Source organism: Dyella sp. (assembly GCF_035685885.1).
In the GTDB taxonomy this organism is placed as follows: Bacteria; Pseudomonadota; Gammaproteobacteria; order Xanthomonadales; family Rhodanobacteraceae; genus Dyella.
The window spans coordinates 13,748-38,946 of record NZ_DASRZX010000091.1 but is presented as its reverse complement, the minus strand read 5'-3'; the positions used below and the strand labels follow the sequence as shown (position 1 = coordinate 38,946).

Annotated in this window: 19 protein-coding genes and 1 pseudogene; 6 read left to right on the top strand and 14 right to left on the bottom strand. The window is 66.0% G+C overall.

Going from position 1 to position 25,199, the window contains the following annotated elements; translation table 11 throughout:
- The 3 genes and pseudogenes from VFG49_RS11485 to VFG49_RS11475 all read right to left on the bottom strand — a co-directional run.
- Positions 1-194 (bottom strand): annotated as a pseudogene (locus VFG49_RS11485) (polyisoprenoid-binding protein); the annotation flags it as partial.
- On the bottom strand, positions 194-772 hold the full coding sequence (locus VFG49_RS11480) for a cytochrome b (RefSeq protein ID WP_324860572.1): 579 nt from the start codon (positions 770-772) through the stop codon (positions 194-196). The pseudogene VFG49_RS11485 and the gene VFG49_RS11480, both read right to left, overlap by 1 nt.
- Positions 769-1,389 carry a YceI family protein gene (locus tag VFG49_RS11475; protein ID WP_324860569.1) on the bottom strand — a complete coding sequence of 207 codons (621 nt, stop codon included), beginning with the start codon at positions 1,387-1,389 and terminating at the stop codon, positions 769-771. Before VFG49_RS11475 ends, VFG49_RS11480 begins: the two co-directional genes overlap by 4 nt.
- 140 nt (positions 1,390-1,529) lie before the next feature.
- Here VFG49_RS11475 and VFG49_RS11470 point away from each other — a divergent pair, with 140 nt between their 5' ends.
- Entirely contained in the window at positions 1,530-5,123 is a 3,594-nt protein-coding gene (locus VFG49_RS11470; RefSeq protein WP_324860567.1) for a hybrid sensor histidine kinase/response regulator, read from the top strand.
- A gap of 273 nt (positions 5,124-5,396) precedes the next feature.
- Here the strand turns inward: VFG49_RS11470 and VFG49_RS11465 are convergent, their stop codons facing one another.
- Positions 5,397-5,819 (bottom strand): DNA polymerase III subunit chi, encoded by a 423-nt coding sequence (locus tag VFG49_RS11465; RefSeq protein ID WP_324860565.1) that lies wholly within the window; start codon positions 5,817-5,819, stop codon positions 5,397-5,399.
- Positions 5,820-5,897: 78 nt separating this feature from the next.
- The gene (locus tag VFG49_RS11460) at positions 5,898-7,388 is read right to left on the bottom strand and encodes a leucyl aminopeptidase (protein WP_324860563.1); all 1,491 of its coding nucleotides are present in this window, start codon (positions 7,386-7,388) and stop codon (positions 5,898-5,900) included.
- A 206-nt stretch (positions 7,389-7,594) separates the two neighbouring features.
- Between VFG49_RS11460 and lptF the strand changes: the two genes are divergently transcribed.
- Positions 7,595-8,701, top strand: coding sequence for an LPS export ABC transporter permease LptF (gene lptF / locus VFG49_RS11455; RefSeq protein ID WP_324860561.1), 1,107 nt, complete (start codon positions 7,595-7,597; stop codon positions 8,699-8,701).
- Positions 8,701-9,801, top strand: coding sequence for an LPS export ABC transporter permease LptG (gene lptG / locus VFG49_RS11450; protein ID WP_324860559.1), 1,101 nt, complete (start codon positions 8,701-8,703; stop codon positions 9,799-9,801). Before lptF ends, lptG begins: the two co-directional genes overlap by 1 nt.
- A 239-nt stretch (positions 9,802-10,040) precedes the next feature.
- Here the strand turns inward: lptG and VFG49_RS11445 are convergent, their stop codons facing one another.
- On the bottom strand, positions 10,041-11,789 hold the full coding sequence (locus VFG49_RS11445) for a glucan ABC transporter ATP-binding protein/ permease (RefSeq protein WP_324860557.1): 1,749 nt from the start codon (positions 11,787-11,789) through the stop codon (positions 10,041-10,043).
- 131 nt (positions 11,790-11,920) lie between these two features.
- On the opposite strand from VFG49_RS11445, the gene ltaE reads away from it, so the two are divergent.
- Positions 11,921-12,937: a low-specificity L-threonine aldolase gene (gene ltaE / locus VFG49_RS11440; RefSeq protein ID WP_324860555.1), complete on the top strand. Its 1,017-nt coding sequence runs from the start codon at positions 11,921-11,923 to the stop codon at positions 12,935-12,937.
- Between the two features lie 98 nt (positions 12,938-13,035).
- Here ltaE and VFG49_RS11435 read toward each other — a convergent pair whose 3' ends face one another.
- The 3 genes from VFG49_RS11435 to VFG49_RS11425 all read right to left on the bottom strand — a co-directional run bounded on the left by VFG49_RS11435 (position 13,036) and on the right by VFG49_RS11425 (position 15,684).
- Entirely contained in the window at positions 13,036-14,298 is a 1,263-nt protein-coding gene (locus VFG49_RS11435) for a polyhydroxyalkanoate depolymerase (protein WP_324860553.1), read from the bottom strand.
- Between the two features lie 96 nt (positions 14,299-14,394).
- The gene (locus VFG49_RS11430; protein ID WP_324860551.1) at positions 14,395-15,138 is read right to left on the bottom strand and encodes a class I SAM-dependent methyltransferase; all 744 of its coding nucleotides are present in this window, start codon (positions 15,136-15,138) and stop codon (positions 14,395-14,397) included.
- A gap of 42 nt (positions 15,139-15,180) precedes the next feature.
- Entirely contained in the window at positions 15,181-15,684 is a 504-nt protein-coding gene (locus tag VFG49_RS11425; protein WP_324860549.1) for an RDD family protein, read from the bottom strand.
- Between the two features lie 64 nt (positions 15,685-15,748).
- Between VFG49_RS11425 and xerD the strand changes: the two genes are divergently transcribed.
- Both xerD and VFG49_RS11415 read left to right on the top strand, forming a co-directional pair.
- Complete coding sequence (gene xerD / locus VFG49_RS11420) at positions 15,749-16,660, top strand: site-specific tyrosine recombinase XerD (RefSeq protein ID WP_324860547.1); 912 nt, start codon at positions 15,749-15,751, stop codon at positions 16,658-16,660.
- Between the two features lie 92 nt (positions 16,661-16,752).
- Positions 16,753-17,514 (top strand): DsbC family protein, encoded by a 762-nt coding sequence (locus VFG49_RS11415; protein WP_324860545.1) that lies wholly within the window; start codon positions 16,753-16,755, stop codon positions 17,512-17,514.
- Between the two features lie 70 nt (positions 17,515-17,584).
- Here VFG49_RS11415 and VFG49_RS11410 read toward each other — a convergent pair whose 3' ends face one another.
- From VFG49_RS11410 to VFG49_RS11390, 5 genes are all read right to left on the bottom strand, one after another.
- Positions 17,585-18,487 carry a DMT family transporter gene (locus VFG49_RS11410; protein WP_324860543.1) on the bottom strand — a complete coding sequence of 301 codons (903 nt, stop codon included), beginning with the start codon at positions 18,485-18,487 and terminating at the stop codon, positions 17,585-17,587.
- Complete coding sequence (locus VFG49_RS11405) at positions 18,484-19,371, bottom strand: glycosyltransferase family 2 protein (RefSeq protein ID WP_324860541.1); 888 nt, start codon at positions 19,369-19,371, stop codon at positions 18,484-18,486. Before VFG49_RS11405 ends, VFG49_RS11410 begins: the two co-directional genes overlap by 4 nt.
- Positions 19,372-19,455: 84 nt before the next feature.
- Entirely contained in the window at positions 19,456-20,142 is a 687-nt protein-coding gene (locus VFG49_RS11400; protein WP_324860540.1) for a hypothetical protein, read from the bottom strand.
- A 102-nt stretch (positions 20,143-20,244) separates the two neighbouring features.
- Positions 20,245-24,105: a phosphoribosylformylglycinamidine synthase gene (gene purL / locus VFG49_RS11395; RefSeq protein WP_324860539.1), complete on the bottom strand. Its 3,861-nt coding sequence runs from the start codon at positions 24,103-24,105 to the stop codon at positions 20,245-20,247.
- A gap of 487 nt (positions 24,106-24,592) precedes the next feature.
- Positions 24,593-25,102, bottom strand: a complete 510-nt coding sequence (locus VFG49_RS11390) for a DUF2127 domain-containing protein (protein ID WP_324860537.1) — start codon at positions 25,100-25,102, stop codon at positions 24,593-24,595.
- Positions 25,103-25,199: the final 97 nt, after the last annotated feature.

The window sequence follows — 25,199 nt, the reverse complement described above, 5'->3', positions numbered from 1 at the left end:
GTGGCGAGCTTGCTGGCGTCGTAACTGATGGCCGCGGTCCACTTGCCGAAGCTGCCGTTGAACGACTGGCCCTGGAAGGTGCTGGCGAAACCCAGCTTGCTGCCGGCCGGTTGCATCGCGTAGTCGGTGGCACCGGCGACGCCCGGGATGGCAAGGGCCAACAGCAACGTGGCAGCGAACTTGAGTGAGGTCATCAGCGTTCTCCTTGGGTGGGGGTGTCGTTGCGCAGGCGACGGAACGGCAGCATGCGCAGCAGGGTGTTGTCACGATCGACCAGGTGATGCTTGAGCGCGCCTGCCACGTGCAGCACCAGCACCAGCACCAGGAACCAGAACAGGTATTCGTGCACGCCATGCGCGACATGCCGTTGGTCGTGGTTGGCGGCGACCAGCGCGGGCAGGTTGAACATCTTGAAGAACTGCAGCGGCTTGCCGGCGATGGAGTTGAACCACCATCCGCTGAGCGGCAGCGCCAGGATGAGCAGGTACAGCACGCCATGCACGGTGTGCGCGGCCAGCTGCTGCCAGCGCGGCGCGGGATCTTCCGCCGGACGCCGGTCGCCCATGCGCCAAAGCAGGCGCAACAGGAACAGCGCGAGCACGGTGAGGCCAATCGACTTGTGCAGCGCGAGCCAGCCGATCTTCTGCATGGGCGTATCGGCCAGATCCATCAGCAGGCCAAAGATGCCGTTGCCGATGATCAGCAGTGCGGTGGTCCAGTGGAAAAACTTGGCGACCGAACCCCATCGGCGGTCAGTGCTGCGCAGACTCATGGAGACTCCTTGTTGGACTTGCCCGGATCTTCCTGGATGGCTTCCAGCTCCAGCCACACGCTGACGCCGTGCCCAACCGAATTTGCATTGGACACCATGCCGAAATCGTCACGATTGAGCGAGGCTGTCGCCGAGAAGCCGACCGTGGTGTGCATGCCGTAGATGGTGGTGCCCTTGCGGTTGAACGTGAAGGGCAACGTCATCGGCCGCGTCACACCCCGCAGGGTAAGGTCGCCATGCAGTACGCCGTGCGTATCGTCCTTGCGTTCCACCGAGGTGCTCACGAAATGGGCGTAGCGCGCTTTCTCCGCGTCGAGGAAGGCGGGCTTGAGTACGGCCGCATTCCATTCCGCCTCGCCCATGTCGAGGCTGGCGAGGTCGATGTCCAGCTCGGTGGAAGACTGGCTCCAGTCCTGTGGATCAAAACGCAGCCAGCCCTTGGCGATATGCAGCCGGCCGAAAGGCCGCGAGAACCCGTTGTGGTCGATGCTGAAGAGGATCTGGCTGTGCGTGGTGTCGTAGCGGTAGGTGTCTGCTGCGGCTTGCGCGGCTGCCCATGGCAGGCCGGCGCAGGCAATGGCAAACAGAAGACGTCGTGTCAGGCGTGATTTGCACATGGGGCCGAAGTCTGGATGATCCGCCCCAGACGCGCCAGCAGCGCGCCCCGGAACGCATTGTTTCCATGACGGCGCCTTCACCAGGCATCGCGGGCGCCTGGGAGCGGACGTCGCGCTCGTTATGACACCGTTGCTCTGGCATGATCGAACGACTCTCGGGGGAGATCATGCTGACGTCCTTGCTGTTCAGTGCCGTCCTGTCCGCAGGCTCGTCCACGTATGTGCCGGCGGCCGCGCCTGCGGTTGCGTCGTCGACAGCGGCAGGCACCACGCTGGCTACGCCGCAGTTCAGGCGCTATGGCACGGCGGAAGGATTGCCCAGCAGCACGGTCTACACGGTGGTGCAGGCACCCGACGGTACCATGTGGTTCGGCACCAAGGGCGGCATTGCACGCTACGACGGCGTGCGCTTCGAGGTGTTCCGTCATGTGGCCGGTGACCCGCAGTCGCTGACCAACAATGGCATCGCCACGCTGATGTTCGATCGCGGCGGGCAATTGTGGGCGGCGGGCCTGGAGGCCGGTCTCAACCGATACAGTCAGCAGACCGGCACGTTTCGCCATTGGGGACACGATCCTGGCGATCCGGCGAGCCTCAGCAGCGACAAGGTGTGGTCCGTCGCGCAGGACGACGAAGGCACCTTGTGGGTCGGCACGGCGATGGGCCTGGATCGCATGCGGGCCGATGGGCGTGGCTTCGATCGCGTGCTGGTTACCGGCGTGGAGCCGTCGTCGCTGGGCACGGTCGGCGCGCTCTACGTCGATGCGCGGGGCCGGCTATGGGTGGGCAGTGACAACGGCGTGTTCCGACGCGACGACAACGGCGGGTTCCGCCCTATCCATGCCGATACCGAGGGCGTTGAGCTCGACGCATGGCGTATCGAAGGCGATGGTGACGAGGTGCGCATTGCTTCCTCGCATGGCCTGTTCATCGTGGGCAGCGACGACGTGGCGCGACCCGTGGGTCGCGACGAACTGCCCGACACGAATGTGCTGAGCAGCGTGCGCGATCGCGAGGGACGTCTGTGGATCGGCACGCAGCGCGGACTCTTCCTGCAGAACGGCAAGGGCGGCCCCATCCAGGCCGTGACCAACCAGCCCGTGCTCTACGGCAACCTGCCGGGAAGCTGGGTATGGCAGATCCGGCCCGACCACGAGGGTGGCTTGTGGATTGCCCTGTTCGATGGCGGCGTGGGCTACCTCGCGCCCGGCTGGAACACGGTCAGTCGCTTCACGCATGTGCCCGATGATGAGCAGAGCCTGCGCGACTCGATGGCGTATTCCGTCGCGCGCGGCAGCGATGGCACGCTGTGGGTAGGTGAACGCAGCGGGCGCGTGGATCGCCTGTGGCCTGCCACGGGCAAGGTCGAACATGTGATCTCCGGCTTGCGCGGCGACGTGGTCGGCATGACGCAGGACCAGCAGGATCGCCTGTGGATTACCTCGCAGGGAACGCTGTTCCGCTACGACCACGGCAAGCTCGATACCGTGGCCGGCCTCGCGCAGGGTATGAAGCATCCGCTGGAAGTCGAACTGGGGCCGGACGGAAAACTCTACGCGCGCACGTTTGGCGAAGGCATCTTCCGCGTCGACCAGGACACGCTCACGGTGACGCCGGTGTCTGTGCTGCCGGCACAGGAAAAGGCGCGCTGGGGCAGCCAGATTACCCTCAAGCGCGGCGTGTTCTGGTACGCGAGCGACGGCGGCATGCTGCGCCTGGACAAGCGCTTCGAGCACTTCGAGCCGGTGCCGGGCGTCGACAACGAGCAGGCGGTGGACGCCTTCGATTTCACCGACGATGGCATGTGGATGGCGCGGCCCGACGGCCTGGAGCTTTACCACTACACCGACGACGGGCTCGCACTGGATCGCAAGATCGACGCGACGCACGGCTGGCCGTCCATCAACGTGGTTGACCTCGCGGTCGACAAGCATCGACGCGTCTGGATTTTCGGGCGCGATGGCCTGTGGCGTTTCGATCCTGCCAGCGGACGTTTTCGCAAGCTGGGGCTGCAGGATGGCCTCAGCAACATGGAATTCCTGCGCGGATTCGGCCGTCTTGCCGACGGCAACATTTATGCGCCGACGCTGGGCGGCGTGATGGGATTCGATCCCGATCGTCTCGATGCGCCGGTCGAAGCGCCGCCAGTGGCGGTCACCCGCGTCAGTGTGCGGCGCGATGGCGTGCAGCAGGAGATCATCGTGCCGTCATCGGGCGAATTCTCGCTGGGCTGGCGCGACAGCGGGCTAAACGTGGAGGCGCGCGTGTTCTCCTATGTCGATCCGGCCGCCAATCGCTATCGCTTTCGGCTCGAAGGCCTGGATGGGGCGTGGGTCGATACGGCCAGTCGCGGCGAGCGTGATTTCGCCGGACTGGGGCAGGGTGACTACACGCTCGATGTGATGGCCGCGGGTGCGGACGGCAGCTGGGCTCATCTGCAGCAGCCGTTGAAGATCCACGTGCAGGCGCCCCCGTGGCTGCGGTGGTGGGCGTGGTGCGGTTACTTGTTGCTGGCGGTACTGCTCGCGTGGCTGGGATTGCAGGCATGGCGTCGGCGCCTCGCGCAGCGTCACCAGATCCAGCTGGCCGAGCAGCGCAGCCGCCTCGCCGAACAGGCGAGCGCCGCGAAGACGCAATTTCTCGCCACGCTGAGTCATGAAATCCGTACGCCGATGACGGGTGTCATGGGCATGGCGGAACTCCTGCTGAGCACGCCGCTGAGCGCCACCCAGCGCGAATACGCCGAGGCGATGCAGCGTTCCGGCGGCATGCTTCTGAAACTGCTCAATGACGCGCTCGATCTCGCGCGCATCGAAGCGGGCAAGCTGGAGCTGGAGCCGGCGCCCTTCGACCCGCGCACGCTGGTCGAGGAAGTGGCGCAGCTCGAGCTGGGCCAGGCGCGCGCAAAAGGCTTGCGCTTCGAAGTCGACATGCCCGCCCAGCTGCCGCATCGCATGGTCGGCGACGCGCTGCGCATCAAACAGGTATTGCTCAACCTGGCCAACAACGCGCTGAAGTTCACCGAGCGAGGCAGCGTTACCTTGCGTGTCAGCCGCACCGAGGACGGCCTTCGCTTCAGCGTGATCGATACGGGCCCGGGCATTCCCGAAGCGAGCCAGGCGCGTTTGTTCCAGCGCTTCGAGCAGGTCACCGGTCCGCAGCGCCGCGCCGGCAGCGGCCTGGGACTTGCCATCTGTCGCGAGCTGGTATCGATGATGGGTGGTCATATCGAACTGGAATCGAAGGTCGCGTTCGGCAGCACCTTCCACGTGAGCCTGCCGTTGCCGGTCGCGCAGGAGCCTGCGCAAGCGGTGGCGACGCGCGGCGAGGTGCTGCTGGCGGAGCGCTTGCACGTGCTGCTGGTGGAAGACGACGCGATCGTGGCGGCCGTGATTCGCGGCTTGCTGGAGCGCGCCGGCCATGAAGTGCGCTACGTCGGCAACGGATTGGCCGCCTTGGCCGAACTCGCCCAGGCGCCATGCGATGTGATCCTGCTCGACCTGGACCTTCCCGGCATCGACGGTTTCCAGATCGCCCGCCTTGTCCGCCAGCGCGAGGAGCCGGGGCAGCGCATACCGATCGTGGCGATCACCGCCCGTTCCGGCGGCGACGAGGAAGCGCGTGCACGCGAAGCAGGCATGGACGGATTCCTGCGCAAACCGCTGACAGGCGAACAGCTGCGGGATGCGATCAACGAGCAGCTGATGGCAAGCACGGACGCGGCGACGTGGTAACCGGCTCGTCGTAGGAGCGCACCCGGTGCGCGACCGCAGCGCAATGGTGTCATCGCTTTGCAGGTCTTTCGCGCACTGGGTGCGCTCCTACATGAAAGAAGGGTGCTGCGAGACGCCGGAGACTTCGCCGGCATGCGGCAACATCACTCTGCGGGGACACACGCCCTGTTGTAGGAGCGCACCCTGTGCGCGACCGCAGCGCAACGGTGTGGTCGCCATGCAGGCTTTTCGCGCCCCATTCGAGCGCTTTTCAGCAAGCCTGCGTCCCCAAGCTCACATGTCGAACTTGTTGACCTCGAAACCGCGGCGCTTGTATTCGGCCCAGCGGGTGCGCGAGCCGGTGCGTTCGTCGGGATCGGCGGCGACGACTTCCAGTACGCGGTCGTAGCGGCCCGGCGCACAGTCTTCGCGCAGGTTGATCAGCATGGGGCGATCCGACGTGTCGATGCCAGGCGGCACGATCAGCACGGCGGTGTGTTCGTCATCGTCGTCGCCGGCCATCTGGTGCGTGATGAAGCCGTCCGGATCGAATTCCCACAGCAGTTCGTCGATGGCTTCGGCCTGGGCGAAGTCGCGGGCGAGCACCAGCGTGGGCTGTTGTGCGGCGAACGCGCGCTTCGCCAGTTCGCACACCAGCAGCAACGGCTGTTCGCGGAAGCGTGGCTTGTCGATCAGGTAGAAGTCGGCGCGAGGCATAGGGGCGAGGAATGAGTGAGGAGGAGCGAGAGGTGAGAGAAGGCGCGGCGGCCTTCTCTCGTTTCTCACTGCTGGATCTTATTTGCTCGCCTGGTCGATCAGCCACTGCACCAGCAGCGACACCGGGCGGCCCGTGGCAAGCCCCTTGCGGCCTTCGTCCCACGCGGTGCCGGCGATGTCCAGATGCGCCCAGCGCTGGCCTTCGGTAAAGCGTGCCAGGAAGCAGCCCGCCGTGATGGCGCCGGCATTCTTGCCGCCGATGTTGGCGACGTCGGCGAAGCCCGATTCCAGCTGCACCTGGTAGTCGTCCCACAGCGGCAGGCGCCATGCGCGGTCCAGCGTGGTTTCGCCAGCGGCGATCAGTTCGGCGGCGAGATCGTCATGCTTGGTCATCAGGCCGCTGGCGTGCTTGCCCAGCGCGATCACACAGGCGCCAGTGAGCGTGGCGGCGTCGATCATCACCTTCGGCTGGAACGTCTGCGCGGTGTAGGTCAGCGCATCGCACAGGATCAGGCGGCCTTCCGCATCGGTGTTGAGCACTTCGATGGTGAGGCCGGAGAGGCTGGTGAGCACGTCGCTCGGGCGATAGCTGTCGCCGTCGGGCATGTTTTCCACGGCGGGCACGACGCACACCAGGTTCACCGGCAGGCCCAGCTTCACTGTGGCCACGAAGCCGCCGAGCACGCCCGCTGCGCCGCCCATGTCGAACTTCATTTCTTCCATGCCCGGGCCGGGCTTGAGGCTGATGCCGCCGGTGTCGAAGGTGATGCCCTTGCCGACGAACGCATAGGGCTTGTCGCCTTCCGCGCCGGCCTTGTATTCAAGGATGACGAGCTTGGGCTTGTTGGCCGAACCGCGGGCCACGGCGAGCAGCGAGCCAAAGCCCAGCTCTTCCATTTTCTCGTGGTCGAGCACGGTGCAGCTCACCTTGTCGTGCGCGGCGGCGAACTGCTCGGCCTGCGCGGCGATGTAGGCCGGGTTGCAGACGTTCGGCGGCAGGTTGGCCAGCTCGCGCGCAAAGCGCACGCCTTCGGCGATGGCCGCAGCCTGCTGCAGGCCTGCCTGTGCATCGTCGCTGGCAGCGAAGGTGATGGCGCTGAGTTCCGGCTGCGCGCTCTTCTCGCGCGGCTTGAAGGTCGCGGTGTAGCGGTAGGCGGCATAGTCGGCGGCCAGTGCCGCGACACGCACGCGCCAGGCGGCATCTTGGCCCGGTACGTCGACTTCGGCCAGGTAGGACACTGCGCCGTTGATCGGCAGGCGGCCGAGCGCGCGTGCCGCTTCCATGGCGATTTTCTGGAAGCGTGCACCGTCGAACGTCTTCTGCGTTCCCAGTCCCACCACCAGCACACGCTTGGCTGCGATGCCTTCGGGCGCATACAGCACGACCGTGGAGCCGGCCTTGCCGGTGATGTCGCCGCTCTCCACCTGGCGCTTGATCGCGCCGTGTGCGGCAGTGTCCACGCGGGCAGCAGCGCTGGTGAACATGCCGTTCTCGTACACGCCGACCACCAAGCAGGGGGTTTCGACGGTTTCGGGAGCGGCGGAGCCGAGGCTGAACTGGAGAGTCATATCGTGTCCTGCAGAAAGGTCCGGAAAGGCCCGGACAGGCTAGACTTGGGGTTTGCCAGGCCCCGGAAGGGGCGGCGCCAAGCCCTTCATCTTATCCCATGTCGAGGACCTGTCCCCATGAGCGGGGCGAGAGCGCTTACACTTCACCGTTATTTGTCGTTCCGCGCGCGACCTTGCCGTGCGGGCCATTGCGTGCGTGAGGGCCGGTGCTAAGCATCCTCGATCGTTATTTTTTGCGTGAGCTGGCCCAGACCGTGGGCGCCACCGCCATCGTGCTGCTGGCCATCATGTCCGGCATCTCCTTTGCGCACGTGCTGCAGCAAGTGGCCAATGGCAGCTTTCCGGCCAGCGTGATGTTCCAGGTGCTGGGCCTGAACATGCTTGACGGCCTCACCACGCTGCTGCCGCTGTCGGCCTTCCTCGGCGTGCTGCTGGGCCTGGGCCGCATGTGGCGCGAGAGCGAGATGCACGTGCTGGCCTCCTCCGGCATGGGCCCGTGGGGATTGTTGCGGCCGATGGGCCTGCTGGCCCTGACGGTGGCCATCCTGGTAGGCATCGTGTCGCTGTGGCTCGGGCCGTGGGCCGCGCGCACGTCCGACCAGCTGGTGGCGGCGGCCAATCGTTCGGTGATCGCGGCCGGCCTTGATGCGGGCCGCTTCACGGAGTTGCCGGGCAAGGGAGGCATCATCTTCGTCGACGCGTTGAGCCGCGATGGCAGCGCGCTGGGCAATACCTTCATCGCCACCGAGCGCGCAGGCAAGGACAACGTTCCCCACATCAAGCTGGTGACCGGCAAGCGTGGCCAGCTGTACCAGGAAACCGACGGCAGCGGGCGCTTCCTGGCGCTGTGGAACGGGTTCCAGTACGACATCCCGCTGGGCGCGGACAACTGGCGCAAGATGCAGTACGAGCGCAACGACGCTTCGTTGTCCAATGTGCAATCGGACACCGATGAGGAAGATCCCGCGCACTCGCTGACCACGGTGGCGCTGTTGCGCACCGACAATCCCGATACGCGCGCGGAATTCGCCTGGCGCACGATCGCCCCGGCGATGACCCTGGTGCTGTTGACGCTGGCCTTGCCGCTGTCGCGCCAGAGCCCGCGCGAAGCACGCTTCGGACGACTGCTGCTGGCCGTGCTCGCGTTCTATCTCTATTACCTGCTGCTGGCGCTGTGCCGCGGCCAGCTCATCAAGGGACACTGGCACCATTCTTTCCCTCTGTGGCTGGTGTCGTTGCTGGTGTTCGGCATTGCCGCGTGGATGTTCCGCAGCCAGTACGTCGAGCGCGCGCCGCGAAAGGCGGGTGCGTAATGGCTGCATTGCGCGTCAGGCGCGTCGACTGGCTGGTCGGCACGGCGGTACTCGGCTCGATCCTGATGGTATGGCTGGTGATCACCGGCCTCGATGCCGTGGTGCAGCTGATGCGCCAGCTCGGCAACGTGGGCAAGAACGGCTACACGGTGACCAGCGCAGTGGTCTACGTGCTGGTGACTTTCCCGCGCCGCCTCTACGAGATGTTCGGCAATGCGGCACTGATCGGCGGCCTGCTTGGACTCGGCGGCCTTGCCGCCACCAACGAACTCACCGCGCTGCGCGCATGCGGCCTGTCCAAGTTGCGCATTGCCATCTCCGCGGTGGGCGTGGTGGCGGTGTTGATCGTCGGCGTGGTGATCCTTGGCGAAACGGCCGCGCCCTGGGGCGACCAGAAAGCGCAGGCGATGCAACTGCGCATGCGCTCCAGCAACGTGGGAACCGGTGGCGCTTCTGGTCTGTGGGCGCGTGATGGCGAGCGCGTGATCAACGCCAAGGGCGTGACGGTACGGCGCACCGAAACACACAACGTCGTGCAGTTGCATGACGTGCGCGTGTTCACGCTGACGCCGGATGGCCAGGTGGCCCGTTTCGACTGGGCGCAAACGGCGGAACATGACGGCCAGCAGTGGGTGCTGAACAAGGTGCGCAGCACCACGCTCGACGACAAGGGCACCCACAGCACCACGGTGGCCAGCGAGCGCTGGAATTCCAAGCTCAATCCGCAGGTGCTGGAGCTATCGGTGGTACAGCCGCAGTACCAGCCGATGCGTGACCTGCGACGCAACATCAAGTATCTGGAGCAGAACGGCCAGAACCCCGGCGCGTACGCCAACGCCTTCTGGGGGCGCGCGCTGTATCCGCTCAACGTGTTGGTGCTGGTGTTGTGCGCGATGCCGTTCTCGTTCGGCACGCTGCGATCGGGCGGCCTGGGCAAGCGCATGTTCATCGGCATGCTGCTCGCGATCGGCTGGTACTTCCTGCAGAAGGCGATGGTGAGCTTCGGCACCGTCTACGGCGTACCGCCGTTGATGGCAAACCTGTTGCCGGCGGTGATCCTGGCGATCATTGCCTGGTTGTATTTCCGCAAGCACGGGTAGGCGACTGGATTTTCGTTTTTAGAGGAGGGCGGTGGCGACACCGCCCCTTTTTGTTGGAGCGACAACCACTGTAGGAGCGCACCCATTGCGCGATCACTTTTCGCGTCAGTCACCACGCTCGTCGTCCCTCCCTCCGTCTGTTGTAAAGCACCTTCTGCCTTCGCAGGCATGACGAGCAGGAAAGGACGAGGCGAAAGGCCATCGCGCACTGGGTGCGCTCCTATAAGGGAGTGAGGAGGTTACTGCGTGGCCGGCTCTGCATCCGGCGCAAACTTGCCCTCCTGTGCAAGCTGCGCGAATACACCGCCCAGGCGAATCAATTGGTCGAACTTGCCTTGTTCCACCAGCCGTCCCTGGTCCAGCACGAGGATCAGGTCGGCATCACGCACGGTGGATAACCGATGGGCGATCACAAAGGTCGTGCGCCCTTGGGTCAGTCGATCGAGCGCACGCTGGATGCGCGCCTCGGTGGTGTTGTCGAGCGCGCTGGTCGCTTCGTCGAGTATCAGGATCGGCGCGTCCTTGAGCATGGCGCGTGCGATCGCCAGGCGTTGGCGTTCGCCGCCGGAAAGCGAGCGGCCGCGCTCGGCCACCAGTGTCTCCAGGCCTTCGGGCTTGCGCGCGATGAACGTGGCCGCTTCCGCGGCGGCGACGGCTTTCTCGATGGCGGTGGCATCCGCCTCGGGATCGCCTACGCGCAGGTTGTCCAGGATCGACCGGTAGAACATGCCCGCGTCCTGGAATACCACGCCGATGTTCCGGCGCAGCGATTCCAGCGTCACGTCGCGCACGTCGTGGCCATCGATGGTCACGCATCCTTCGGACGGATCATAGGCGCGATAGAGCAGGCTGAGCGCCGTGCTCTTGCCGGCGCCGGTGGGTCCGACCAGCGCAATCGTGCTGCCGGGCGGCGCGCGGAAACTCAGGTCATGCAGCGCAGGTTGCACCGGGTCGTAGCCGAAGCTGACGCGATCGAATACCACCTCGCCGCGCACGCGCGGCAACGCGATGGCGCCCGGGCGATCGTCGATCTCCGATTGCCGATCCAGCACGGTGAAGAAGTCACGCAGCGACTGCGACTGAAAAAACAGGTTCGACAGGAAGGTGGCAAATTGCTCCAGCCGCCCGATCAGCAACATCGAGAAGCCCACGAAGCTAACGATGCCGCCCACGCTGATTTCGCCGCGCGCATGCAGCGCAGCGCCGACAGCAAAGATCGCCACGATGGTCAGCGTGCTGGCGGCGCGGTTGAGCACGGAGAGGATCGCCCAGCCGCGCAGCACGGGATATTGCGCGTTGAGCGTACGCGTCATCAGCTCCTGCAGCGCGCGCGCTTCTGCCGCCAGCCGCGTGAAGCTCTGCACCACGGTGACGTTGCCGAACACATCGCCTGCGCGCGTGGCGATCTCGTGGTGCAGCTCTTCCACTTCGCCCTGCGCCTTGTGCGTGCGCTGCACGGCAATCGCGTTGAAGACGGAGAAGCACAACAATAGCGCGATCATCAGCAGCGCCAGCTTCCAGTTGATCCACAAAGCCACCGGGATCATCACCAGGATCGACAGCAGGGTCGCCAGGTGTTCGCGAAAGAAGCTCAGCCACAGGTTGAACAGGTTGCTCACGCCCACGTTCATGATCCGCGAGAGCCGGCCCGTGTGGTATTCGCCGTGGAAGGACAGCGGCATCGACGCGGCGTGTTCGAAGAACAGCGCGATGGCGGCGAGGCGGCGTCGGTGCGCCAGGCGATCGGCGTGCAGCGACACCCACACGTTGGCCAGCACGCCGGCAAAGCCAACGCCGGCCCAGAAGCCGATCAGCCGCGGTGCGTGCCCGTTGTCCGCCGAAAGCGCGTCGACCACGCGACCGAACAGCACCGGTTCCAGGAAGAACACGCCCGCCAGCGCGAGGTTCGCCAGGGCCAGCGTGATCGCCAGCCGGCGTTCCGGACCCAGCAATCCGATGACCCGCAGGTACAGGCGCAGGAACGACATGCCGCGTCTCCGCTCGATGTGCGTTGGCGCCCAAGGCTAGCGGAAATGGACGTCCACGATCAGTGACTGCTTGCGGTCGCCAGCGGGGAAGATGCAAGCTGCACGCTTGGTTTTCAGAACGAGCAGCCCCTGTGGAAACGATCGACCTGCGCAGCGATACCGTCACCCGTCCCACGCCCGCCATGCGCGCCGCCATGATCGACGCGGCCGTGGGCGACGACGTGTACGGCGAGGACCCCACCGTCAATGCGTTCCAGCAGCGCGTGGCGGACGAGCTGGGTTTCGAGTCGGGGCTGTTCGTGCCCACCGGCACGCAGTCCAACCTGCTGGCACTGATGTCGCATTGCGAGCGTGGCGACGAATATCTCGTCGGTGCGGATGCGCACACGTACAAGTTCGAAGGCGGTGGCGCCGCTGTGCTCGGCTCGATTCAGCCGCAACCGATTCCGCATGATGCGGACGGCACGCTGCCGCTGGACAAGCTGGCCGCCGCCGTGAAGCCGGTGGATCCGCATTTCGCCCGCACGCGGCTGCTGGCGCTGGAAAATACCTGGCACGGTCGGGTGATTCCCGCCGATTACCTGCGCGCGGCGCACGATTTTGCGCGCGAACGCGGGCTGGGCATGCATCTCGATGGCGCGCGTCTGTTTAATGCCGCCGTGGCCAGCGGCGTGAAGCCGCGCGAGATCGCCCGGCATTTCGACAGCGTGTCGGTGTGCTTCTCCAAGGGACTGGGTGCACCCGTTGGTTCGGTGCTGGTCGGTTCGACCGTGCTCATCGACAAGGCCCGGCGCTGGCGCAAGGTCGCCGGCGGTGGCTGGCGCCAGGCCGGTCTGCTGGCGGCTGCGGCGCAGCATGCGCTTGATCATCACGTGGATCGGCTGGCCGACGACCATGCGCGCGCCGTGACGCTGGCGGCCGGACTGGGCGATTTGCCGGGCGTGAAGCTGCTGGGGCAGTTCACCAACATGGTGTTCATCGACGTGCCGGCCGATCGGCTGCGCGAACTGGACGTCCATTTGCGTGCTGCCGGCGTGCGCATCAGCATCGGCTACCTGCCGACGCTGCGGCTGGTGACGCATCTGGATATCGATGACGAAGGGGTTGAGCGTACGGTGGCGGCGTTTCGCAGCTTTTTCGTGCGCTGAGGCCTAACCTATCGTTGTGGGAGCGCACCCTGTGCGCGACGACCCGGTGAAACAGTAACGTCGTCGCGCACAGGGTGCGCGCCTACATGGGAGACGACTCAGGCGTCCTGCTTCACCGGCTCGTTGAACTTGCGGATGAACTCGCGCACCTGCGGATAAACCGTCTGGCGCCAGCGACGACCGCTGAAGATGCCGTAGTGGCCCGCGCCTTCCACCACGCGATGCGCGCGACGGGTGGCGGGAATGCCGCTGCACAGGTCGTGTGCCGCTTCGGTCTGGCCCAGGCCGGCAATGTCATCCAGCTCGCCTTCGACGGTGAACAGGGCGGTGTCCTTGATGGCTTCGGGCCGCACGCGCTCGCCGGACACATCCCACAGTCCACGCGGCAGCAGGAACTGCTGGAACACGGTGGAGATGGTGTCCAGGTAATACTCGGCGGGCATGTCCAGCACGGCGTTGTATTCGTCGTAGAACTTGCGGTGCGACTCGGCATCGTCCTGGTCGCCGCGCAGCAGGTTTTCGTAGAAATCCCAGTGCGAGTTCACGTGGCGGCCGGGGTTCATGGCGATGAAGCCCGCATGCTGCAGGAAGCCTGGATACACCTCGCGGCCGCTGCCCGGATAGTTGGGCGGGACGGTGTGGATCACGTTGCCCTTGAACCAGCTCAGCGGCCGGGTGGTGGCGAGGTTGTTCACGCCGGTGGGATTGCTGCGCGGTTCGATCGGGCCGCCCATCATGGTCATGCTCAGCGGCGTGTCTTCGCCGCGCGCGGCCATCAGTGACACGGCGGCCAGTACCGGCACCGTGGGCTGGCAGACCGAGATCACGTGCAGGTTCTTCGCGCCGATGTGGCGGATGAAGTCCTCGATGTAGGCAACGTAATCGTCCAGGTGGAACGCACCCGCGCTGGACGGCACCATGCGCGCGTCGACCCAGTCGGTGATGTAGACCTTGTGGTCGTGCAGCAACGTGCGCACGGTATCGCGCAGCAGGGTGGCGTGATGGCCCGATAGCGGCGCGACCACCAGCACGACCGGATCGTTCTTCATCTTCTCGATGGTGTCCGGATCGTCACTGAAGCGCTTGAAGCGCTTGAGCTGGCAGAACGGCTTGTCCAGCACGATGCGCTCGATCACGGCGATTTCCTGGCCGTGCGCGGTCACCTGCGGCAGATTGAAGGCCGGCTTTTCGTATTCCTTGCCCAGGCGATGCAGCAGCTCGTAGCCCGCGGCCAGTCGATCCGCTCCCGGCACATGCGAGAACGGGCTGGTGACGTCGCTGAACATCTTGGCGCTGGCTTCGGCGTAGTGGCTGAGTGGGCCAAGGATGGCGCGCTGCCACTCATGAATCTGATAGAGCATGCGGTGAAACCGGAAGCGTCGGAATGCCGCATCTTACCCGGTTTGCGCAAGCCGTGTTGCGCCGCCGCATTGTCTCAGGCTTGGTGAATCAGCCGCTTACACGCGCCGGCAGAGCAATACCACTTCGTCCACGCCTCCGGTCGTTCCCAGGCCCGGGCGCCACTGCAGCGGCTTCTGCAGGCGTAGGCCCAGCGGCGTCAGGACGTGGTTGTACCACCACAAGGCGCGGTCCCTGTGGCTGGTGAGATAGCGCTGGCCCATGTCCAGCAGCCATGAGGAGGTGGGCTGCATGCCGTAGATCGCGCTTTGCTCGATGGCCCACCCATGAGCCGCGAGCCGGGCCTGCAGCTGTGCAGGTTCATAGCGGCGGACGTGGCCGACGAAATCGTCGAACTCGGTCCAGGCTTCCGGGTGCAGGGGCACGGACAACAGCATGCGGGCATCCGCGGAAGCCACGCGGGACAATTCCCGCAAGGCGCGGTCGTCGTCCGGCAGGTGCTCGAGGATGTCCAGGGCGCAGACCAGGTCGAAGCCGGCGCTGGGGCAGGGCAAGGCGGCCAGGCTTGCGCGCATGGCACTGGCGCCATGCGCGCGCAGCCCCGCGGTGGCGGCCGGGCTCAGGTCGATGAAATACGTGCCGTCCAGCGGCAGGCGCGGCCGCAGCCCGGGCGCCACTTCGAGCCGCCGGGGCAGCGCCATCGCCAGTTCCCGCACCATCGGCCATGTGTTGAAGCGACTGGGATCCACCAGCCGCGAGCCGGCCCATAGCGATTCATAGAAGTCCCGGTTTATCCGGCTGACCTCTGCGCTGGTATGACGGGTGACGGCAAGGCTTGGCATGCGCGCAGTGTCGCAAGCCAACACCTCACGTGAACGTGAAGTTCAGCCGATCCTGCGCAATTCAGTGCGCGCGATCACATCGTGGATGGCGCGTCGGCGGGGATCGATGGCACCGAAGCCGAACCAGGCTGCCCAACCGATGGCCACGGCCCAAAGCGCCGCGCGTGAGCCTGCCCACGGTGCGAGTGCGAGCAACAGCAGGGGCAAGGCGGCCGCCAGCAGGCGCAGCAACGCCTGTGCCGGCGTGAGCTTGCCGCCGTCGGCGCGGGTGACCCGGATGCGCCACGGACGCATGCCCAGCGTCTGGCCGCCGCGCAGCCAGGAGGCGATGAAATACGCCGAAACGACCACCGCCTGTAGCGGCTGGTACCACCAGGCAATGTGCGCGTGACCATCCACGGTGACCAGCGAGCCCCCGGTGATGCGCTGGCAGACGTAGCCCACCACCATCACGATCGCGACCACGGCGAGCAGGTCGTAGACCAGCGCGATGAGTCGGCGCCACAGCGGGCAGGCGGGAGATTGGGACGCGGTGATGGAAGTCATCGAACAGGCAGCCGGTGAAAGGGATCGCTTGCACGCGACGGGGCCGGCGGCGAGCATCGCGTCCATGCATCAGGAATCCCCAAGTATCGCCGAAGCCGACCGCCTCAGCATCGACGCCTTCATCGAGCGCGTCTGGTCCGAGGATGGCCTGGCCGAACGCACGCTCGACGCGTACCGCCGCGACCTGGAAGCGCTGGCCCGCTGGCTGGCCCCACAGGGCCTGAGCCTGCGCACCGCGCGACGCCAGCACCTGTCCGCCTATCACGGCAGCCAGCCGGTGGCGGTGCGATCGCTGGCACGTCGCCAGTCCGCATTCCGTCGCTACTACGGCTTCCTGGCGCGCAGTGAGTCGGGCTTCGACGATCCGACGCTGTTGATCGAGCGGCCCAAGACACCGCGCAGCCTGCCGAAGGCTCTGGCCGAGCGCGAGATCGAAGGCCTGCTCGACGCGCCCGACGTGGGCACCACGCTGGGGCTGCGCGATCGTGCCATGTTCGAACTGATGTATGCCTCGGGACTGCGCGTTTCGGAGCTGGTGGAACTGCCGCTCGCGGCGCTCAATCTGCGGCAGGGTGTTGTTCGCGTCACCGGCAAGGGCGGCAAGGATCGCCTGGTGCCGCTGGGCGAAGTCGCGGCGGAACGCATCGAGGCCTACCTTGCGACGGCCCGGCCGCTGCTGGCGAAGGGACGCCAACCGCGAGCGCTGTTCCTCAGCAACCGCGGCGAGGGCATGACGCGCCAGATGTTCTGGACCTTGGTGAAGCGCCACGCGCTGACCGCCGGCATCGTGGCCAAGCGCATTTCGCCGCATGTGCTGCGCCATTCGTTCGCCACCCATCTGCTCAACCACGGCGCCGACCTGCGAGCCCTGCAGATGCTGCTGGGCCATAGCGCGCTGAGCACGACACAAATCTATACGCTGGTGGCGAAGGAAGGCCTCAAGCGGCTGCACGCCCAGCACCATCCGCGCGGCTGAGGCGGCGCCGAAGCGATTCAGCGAGCTATGCGAGAATGGGTGCCTCCCCAAGCGTGGCTGCCCTGCGGGCACGTCTTCCCATGAGGTTCGCGATGTTCAAGAAATGGTTGCTGGCACTGTGCGTCACCGGTTTTTCCCTCGCCGCCTGCGCCGCTCCGGATGGCGCAGCGCAAGGACCCGAGGCCGTTGTGCGCAAGGCGTTGCTCTCGTTTGCGCCGCGGGTGAGCATCGACTCGATCAAGCCTGCGCCGATTCCCGGTTTTTACCAGGTCATCGCGTCGGGCCAGTCGGTCTACATAAGCAGCGACGGCAAGTACATGATGAATGGCGACTTGATTGATCTCGCCTCGCACAAGAACGTGAGCGACGACGGCTGGGCCATGTTCCGCAAGGCGGAGCTGGCCAAGGTGCCGGCGGCCGATCGCATCGTGTTCGCCCCGGCCAATCCGCGCTATCGCATCACCGTGTTCACCGACGTCAACTGCGCGTACTGCCGCAAGCTGCACGAGCACATCGCGGACTACAACAAGGCCGGCATCGCCGTGGAATACGTGGCATGGCCACGCGAAGGCGTGCAGGACGAAGCCGGTCGCACCACCCAGACCTACAACGAGATGGTGTCGGTGTGGTGCTCGGCCGATCGCAAGGCGGCCTTCACCGCGGCCAAGCAGGGCAAGACGCCCAAGCCCGTCAATTGCCCCAATCCGGTGAAGGACGAGTTCGAGCTAGGCGTGAAACTGGGTGTCAACGGCACGCCGGCCATCGTCACGGAAGACGGCACCATGCTCAACGGCTACCTCGCGCCGGCGCAGCTGCTGGAGAAGTTGGGCAAGAGCGGATCGTCGGGCGGCTGAGGCTCGATCAGGATGGTGGCGTCGCAGTCATTGCTGTGCACGCCACGACGATTGCGAGGGCAGTCGTGCGTTACACCTCATGGTGCAGGCTTTCCGCCTGCACCGCGCTGCCGCCACGCGGCACCAGTTCCACCAGATACATCGCTGACAGCACCAGCGCACCGCCGGCCACCATGCGCCAGGTGAGTGCGTCGTGTCCGAAGGTCACGGCGAAACCTGCGGCAAATACCGGCTCCATCGTCATCACGATGGCAGCGCGCGTGGGTGATAGATGAGCCTGCGCCCAGGTCTGCACCAGCATGGCGCCCGCGCCGGCCGCCACGGCCATGTAGATCACGGCCATCCATGCGCCGGTGTCGGGTGGCAGGCGTGGGCCGTGCGGCAAGGTGGCGAGCAGGCAGATCAGGGCAATGACCAGCATCTGCACGGTCGAAAGCGCGAAAGCGCTGCCGGGCCGCGCCCATGCACCGAGCCCCACGATGTGCAGGCCGTAAAGCGCCGCCGATGCCAGGGTGAGCCAGACGCCGTAGCCGATGCTCAGGCCATGCAGGGCGAGCAACCCCAGCCCGCCGACGGAAAGCAGCACGGCTATCCACGTCACGGACGGTAGCCGCTGGCGCAGCAACACGGTGCCCAGCAGCGGCGTGAACACCACATACATGCCGGTGACGAAGCCGCTGACGCTCGCCGAGGTGTGTTTCAGCCCCGATGTCTGCAACAGCTGCGCTACACCGTAAATCGCGCCGAGCGCCGCGCCCTGCATCCATTCGCGGCGGCTCAACCGCAGCAGCGGACGCAGGAACAGCGCGCCCATCGCCACCGCCGCGATCAGGAAGCGCACCGCGAGGAAATCGGCCACGGCCATGCGTTCCACCAGATCCTTGATGAGGAAGAAGGTGGAACCCCAGATGGCAGTGACGCAGATGAGACCGAACGTGGCGAGTGCGGCGGCGCGCTTGTCCGGCGCACTCATGCGTTGGCGTCCTCGCGCGTTGCCTTGCGTTTGGCGAGGCGGATCAGCTGTCCCGGTATTTGCAGCAGGAAGTGCGTCCAGATGCCCACCCACACCAGCGCCGACACCCAGGGCTTGCGCGCCTGGGGATCGAACTTGCGGAACCAGCGCCACATGCCTCGATGCTTGTGGCGGCTGACGAATACGGGGCGATGCCGGCTGGAACTGCCCTTGCCGTGCAGTACGCGCACATCGCCCGCCAGCATCACTTTGTAGCTCGCGTCGCGCACGCGGCGGCACAGGTCAAGGTCTTCGCAGTGCAGGAAATAGTCTTCGTCGAAACCAGCGAGGTAATCGAACACGCGTCGCGGGAGCAGCATCAGCGCGCCAGACACGGCTTCCACTTCCACCAGCGCGTGCGGGATCGGACCTTCCATGTTCACGCCTTCGCCAGGACGGTTGAACATGGTGTTCAACGAGCGCTGCAGCAGCGGATCGCGGCGATACGAGGCCGGGTCGGGCACGCCGTTCTCGTCGCATACCACGGCACCGATCACTCCGGCGCGTGGGTGCGTGGCCAGCGTGTCAATCAGGCGCTGCAACGTGGCGTTGTCGATCAGGCAATCGGGATTGAGCACCAGTACGGATTTTCCGTGCGCCTGCGCCACGCCGCGATTCACCGCGGGGCCGAAGCCAAGGTTGGCGTGGTTGTAGATCACGCGCAGGCGCGCATCGCTTTCGTGCGCGCGCGCGATCGCCTGCGGAATACCATCGCCCGAGGCGTTGTCGACCAGGATCATTTCCAGCGGCACGTTGCAGGCCAGCACGCGGCGAACGCAATCGCGCAGGGTGGGGCCGCTGTCCGCGGCCACGACGACCACGCTGACCGGCAATACAGGGGACACGGAGGGGGAAGTTTCGGTATTCACTTCCACAAGTATGCGTGAAGACGCGCGTGTTCTGGACGTGAATGACGCCGGCGGCGCGGATCAGTCCCGGCGGCCGCGGCCCAGCACTTCGTGCAGCGGTGCCGGCACACCATTCATGCTGCGCGCCAGCCAGGGCTGTTCTCCTTCCCAGCCGCTGAGTGCCCATCCCGCCAGCCGATGGATGCGGTCGGTATTTCGGTCCCACAGGAGATGGCCGCGCCGGCCGGGCAGGGAAGCTGCAAACCATCGACCGTCGGGTCCGAAGCAATAACGCGGGCCAGCCTTGTCGATGACGCGCCCGCCGAAGTCATAGCGGCCTCGATCGCGCTCGCCCGGTTCGTAGCGTACCGCGTGGCCATCTGGATCGACGATGCCGGCCAGCGCGTCGCGCCAGTCGGCCCGTGTCAGTTCGATGATGCGGGCAGCCGGACCGATGGGTGCCAGGGCCAGTTCGCTCCACTCGGGCGAAGGCGGCGTCGAGGCGCTGCGTTGCACGCGGTGGTCGAGCAGGGATTCCAGCAGGGCCAGCAAGGAGTATCCCACCAGCGCGCCGAGCAAGGCGATGCCCCAGGCCAGCAAGTCACCGCCCAGCGCCCGCTGCACGGCAAACAGCAGGCCAGGCAATCCCCAGCGCAATCCCAGGCGGCACAGGTGGGCGTAGTGGTCGATGCGGTGGTGAAAAGCCACGGCGCCCACGACCAGCAACAGCCACAACGGCAGCCCCATCCACCAGGGCAATGCTGCCATCGCGCACATCCACGCGACTGCCGGCAGCCAACGCATCCACCGGCGTGTCACGGAAGGCGCCACGTCAGGCTCGCAAGAGAGGCCTGGCGTGGCGGTCCGGCATCAGCCGCACCACACCCGCGCGTTGCGGAACATGCGCATCCACGGCGAATCCTCACCCCACTTCTCCGGATGCCAGCTCATCTGCACCGAACGGAACACGCGCTCCGGGTGCGGCATCAGGATGGTCACGCGGCCGTCGGCGGCGGTGAAGCCAGTGAGGCCACCGGGCGAGCCGTTCGGATTGAGCGGGTAATCCTCGGTCGGCTTGCCGCGGTTGTCGACGTAGCGCACGGCGCCGCCCGCCTTTGACGGACTGCAGCTGTACGGGAAACTCACCCGGCCTTCGCCATGGGCCACGGCGACCGGAATGCGCGAACCGGCCATGCCCTTGAAAAAGATGCTCGGCGAATCGAGCACTTCCAGTGTGGCCACGCGCGCCTCGTACTGCTCGGACGCATTGCGCAGGAACTTCGGCCAGTGTGCTGCGCCCGGAATGATGTCCTTGAGCTGGCTCATCATCTGGCAGCCGTTGCACACGCCCAGCGCGAAGCGCTGCGTATCGGCGAAGAACGCGCTGAACTGTGCACGCAGGAATTCGTTGTAGAGGATGGACGTGGCCCAGCCACGACCCGCGCCGAGCACGTCGCCATAGGAGAAGCCACCGCAGGCGGCGAGGCCACGGAAATCGGCGAGCTTGATGCGGCCGCTGGCGAGGTCGGACATGTGGACGTCCACCGCATCGAACCCGGCGCGCGTGAACGCAGCCGACATCTCCACCTGGCCGTTGACGCCCTGCTCGCGCAGCACGGCCACGCGGGGGCGGGCGCCCTTGGCAATGAAGGGGGCGGCAATGTCATCGGCCGGTTCGAACGTGAGCCTGGGGCTGATGCCCGGATCGGCATCGTCCAGGCGCCACTCGTTCTCGGCGTCGGCGCTGATCGGGTTGTCGCGCAGGCGCTGCATGGCGTGGCTGGTTTCGTTCCACGCCTCGAACAGCGTGCGCCAGTTCCACTTGAACAGCGTGTCGCCGCCGTGGAACAACTTGATGCCCAGCTTTTCCTTCGGGCGGCCGATGCGATAAGCCATGCCCGTGAGTTCGTGCTTCACCAGCAGCGCCTCGAACGCCTCGCGGTTGGCCGTGGCCACCTGCATGACGGCGCCGAGTTCCTCGTTGAACAGCGCGCGCAGCGCGGCTTCCGCCCAGCCATCGAGATGGATTTCCAGGCCGCAATGGCCGGCAAACGCCATTTCCAGCAAGGTCACGATGACGCCGCCGTCGGAGCGGTCGTGGTAGGCCATCAGCAGGCCGCCTGCATTGGCTTCCTGCACGAGGTTGAACAGAGACTTCAGGCGCTTGGCGTCATCCAGATCCGGCGGCACGCCGCCGCCACGATTGAACACCTGCGTCAGCGCGGAACCGCCGAGGCGATCGCGGCAGGCGCCGAGGTCGAGCAGCCACAGTTCCGAATCGCCGCGATCCATGCGCAGCTGCGGCGTCAGCGTGCGGCGCACGTCGGTGACGCGGGCAAAGCCGGTGATCACCAGCGACACCGGCGAGACGGTGCGCTGCGTGGTGTCGCCGTCCTTCCACACCGTCTGCATGGATAGCGAGTCCTTGCCGACCGGAATGGAGATGTCCAGCTCGGGGCACAGTTCCATGCCCACGGCCTTCACCGCATCGAACAGCGCGGCGTCTTCGCCCGGGTAGTTCACCGCGGCCTGCCAGTTCGCCGACAGGCGCACTTCGCCCAGCGAAGCGATCGGTGCGGCCGCGAGGTTGGTGATGGCTTCGCCGACGGCGAGGCGCGCGGCATCGGCGCTGTTGAGCAACGCCACCGGGGCGCGCTCGGCCATCGCCATCGCTTCGCCGGTGTAGTTGTCGAAATCGGTGATGGTGACGGCGGCATCGGCCACCGGCACCTGCCACGGGCCGACCATCGGGTCGCGGTGGTTGAGGCCGCCCACGGTGCGGTCACCGATGGTGATGAGGAAGCTCTTGCTGCCCACGGTAGGCAGGCGCAACACGCGCAGCAGGGCCTCGTCCATGCTGATGCCGCCGAGGTCGGGCACCACGTCGATGCGTGGCTTGAGGCGCGTCGCGTCGCGATGCATGCGCGGCGGCTTGCCGAACAGCACGTCCATCGGCAGATCGATCACCTTGGTGTCGGTGCGCGGATCGTGCACGACGAGATGACGCTCGGCGGTGGCTTCGCCCACCACGGCATACGGGCAACGCTCGCGCTTGCAGTAGTCCTCGAACTCGGCGAGATCGTCCGCACCGATCGCGAGCACATAACGCTCCTGCGACTCGTTGCTCCAGATCTGCATCGGCGACAGCGACGGGTCATCGCACGGCACCCTGGAAAGGTCGATGTGGCCACCGACGCCGGCGTCGTTGAGCAGTTCGGGAATGGCGTTGGACAAACCGCCCGCACCCACGTCGTGCACGCTGACGATCGGGTTCTTGTCGCCACGCGCCCAGCAGCTGTCGATCACCTGCTGCGCGCGACGTTCCATCTCGGCGTTGTCGCGCTGCACGGACGCGAAGTCGAGTTCCTTGCTCGACGTGCCCGACGCAACAGATGACGCAGCGCCACCGCCCAGACCGATCAGCATGGCCGGACCACCCAGCACGATCACCTTGTTGCCTGGCTGCACGTCGTGCTTCTGCACGTGGCCCGCGCGGATGTTGGCGAGGCCACCGGCGATCATGATCGGCTTGTCGTAACCGCGACGCACGCCGGCTTCGCCAGTTTCGTGCTCGTAAGTACGCAGGTAGCCGCCCAGCGCGGGGCGGCCGAACTCGTTGTTGAACGCAGCGGCGCCGAGCGGGCCGTCACGCATGATCTCGAACGCCGTGGCCATGTGCGGCGGCAACGGACGGTCCACTTCCCACGGGCGCGGCAGGCCCGGGATACGCAGGTCGGAGACCGAGAAACCGGTGAGGCCGGCCTTCGGCTTGGCACCGCGACCGGTCGCGCCTTCGTCGCGGATCTCGCCGCCCGCGCCGGTGGCGGCGCCCGGCCACGGCGCGATGGCCGTCGGATGGTTGTGCGTCTCCACCTTGATGGCGTACTCGACGCGTTCCGGATGCGCGCGCCACACGCCGTCCTGGTCGGCGAAGAAGCGGTTGCCCTCGAAGCCTTCGACCACGGCAGCGTTGTCCTTGTAGGCGGACAGCGTGTAGGCGGGCGAGTGCTGGTGGGTGTTCTTGATCATGGCGAACAGGCTCTTGTCCTGTGCCTCGCCATCCACCGTCCAGCTCGCGTTGAACACCTTGTGGCGGCAGTGCTCGGAATTGGCCTGCGCGAACATGAAAAGTTCGGCGTCGGTCGGGTCGCGACCGAGTTCCGTATAACGCTCGACGAGGTATTCGATCTCGTCGTCGGCCAGCGCGAGGCCCAGTTCCTTGTTCGCCTTGTCCAGCGCCGCCTTGGCGTCGCCACCCAGTTCGATGTAGACGAGCGGGCCGGGCTGGCCGCCGAGGAACAGGTGTTGCGCCTCATCGAGATTCGTGAGCACGGACTGCGTCATCGCATCGTGCAGCACGTTCATCACTGCGTCGTACTGCGGCTGACCGGCTGCCGGCAAGCCGGCTACCTGCCAGGCAATGCCACGCTCCACGCGACGCACGTCGAAGCCGGCGCCATGCAGGATGTCGGTGGCCTTGCTCGACCACGGCGAGATCGTGCCCAGTCGCGGCACCACCCACAGCGAAGCGGACTCGGGCGCGCCGTCCTTCGCCTCCAGCACTTCCAGCAGGCGACGATGCTGCTCGCCCTCTGGCGCGCGATCGGCGTCGATGAAATAGATGAACCACGACGACTGGACGCGCGTGCCACGGTGAATGGCTTCGAGGCGCGCGTTCAGGCGTTCGAGACGAAAAGGGGAGAGGGCGCTCTGCCCGTCGAGTGCGATCATTCGGGGAACGGGGCCGTGCGAAAACGCGCATTGTACCCCAAGGCGGGTGAGGGTTTCTGCGGCGCAGCAATGGGGGAAGATGTCGGGGTAAGGCTGTGTTCGCAGCTCATGCCAGAGCTAATTTGTTGTAAACACGGGGATTTTGCGTTGGGTGTCCTGGTTCGGCTGCCTGTCGGGCGGTGGTATCGCCCTGCCGCCCCGGCCGGCTACGTGTCCCTGCTCCCCCTGTAGGAACGCACCCTGTGCGCGAGACCTTTCGCCTCGGTCTTCACTATTCGTCATCCCGCCGCAGGCGAGCAAGCTCGCGATAGCGCTAGATCAGTAGCGCTGGCCAAAGTCACTGGACTCCTGCCTTCGCAGGGGTGACGGATAGGAAGGAGCGAGGCGAAAGGCCTCGCGCACACGGTGCGCTCCTACAATGAAAGCGAGCTCAGGCTGATGGTGAGAGGTGGCCCGATAGCGCTTCAACACGCGCCCGAAAACAGCCTCAACCTTCCCTAGCCTTCTTCGGCCTCGGCTGCATCGCGATCCGCACCAGATACACCACGATCGCGATATTCCCCAGCAGCGCCGCCAGCTTCAGCCAGGTGAAGTGATGGAACACTTCGTAGATCTCCAGCGGGATCAGCGAGCCGGTGGCGATCACGGTGAACCATTCTGCCCAGTGTTTGCGCAGCCACAGGCCCGTACCTTCGGTCGCGAAGATGACCGCATAGCCGATGGCCACAAGCCCGACCGCGATGAAGCGGCTGTGGCCCCATTGCTGGAGCAGGCCTACCAGCTGCCAGCGCAGCCCGTTGCTGTCGGTGAGCGAGAGGTGTTCCAGCCAGTGCACGAAGCGGTCGAAGTTCTGCTCGCGCTCCAGGTGGAAGGCCGCGGCGGCCACGAACAGCAGGCCTATGGTCTTGATGCCCTTGTAGATGGCGATCACGCGAAGGCCGAGGCTGTGTTGCGCCTCGATCTCGGAACTGGGGCCGGTGAAGTGGTGTTGGGTCATGGAGCAAGGTAAGCAGCGGAGGGACAGGGTCGCCGCGTCATGATGAATGCAAGGCGACGGTCTGCCCACCGCCAGCCGTCATGGACCCACAAGAAAG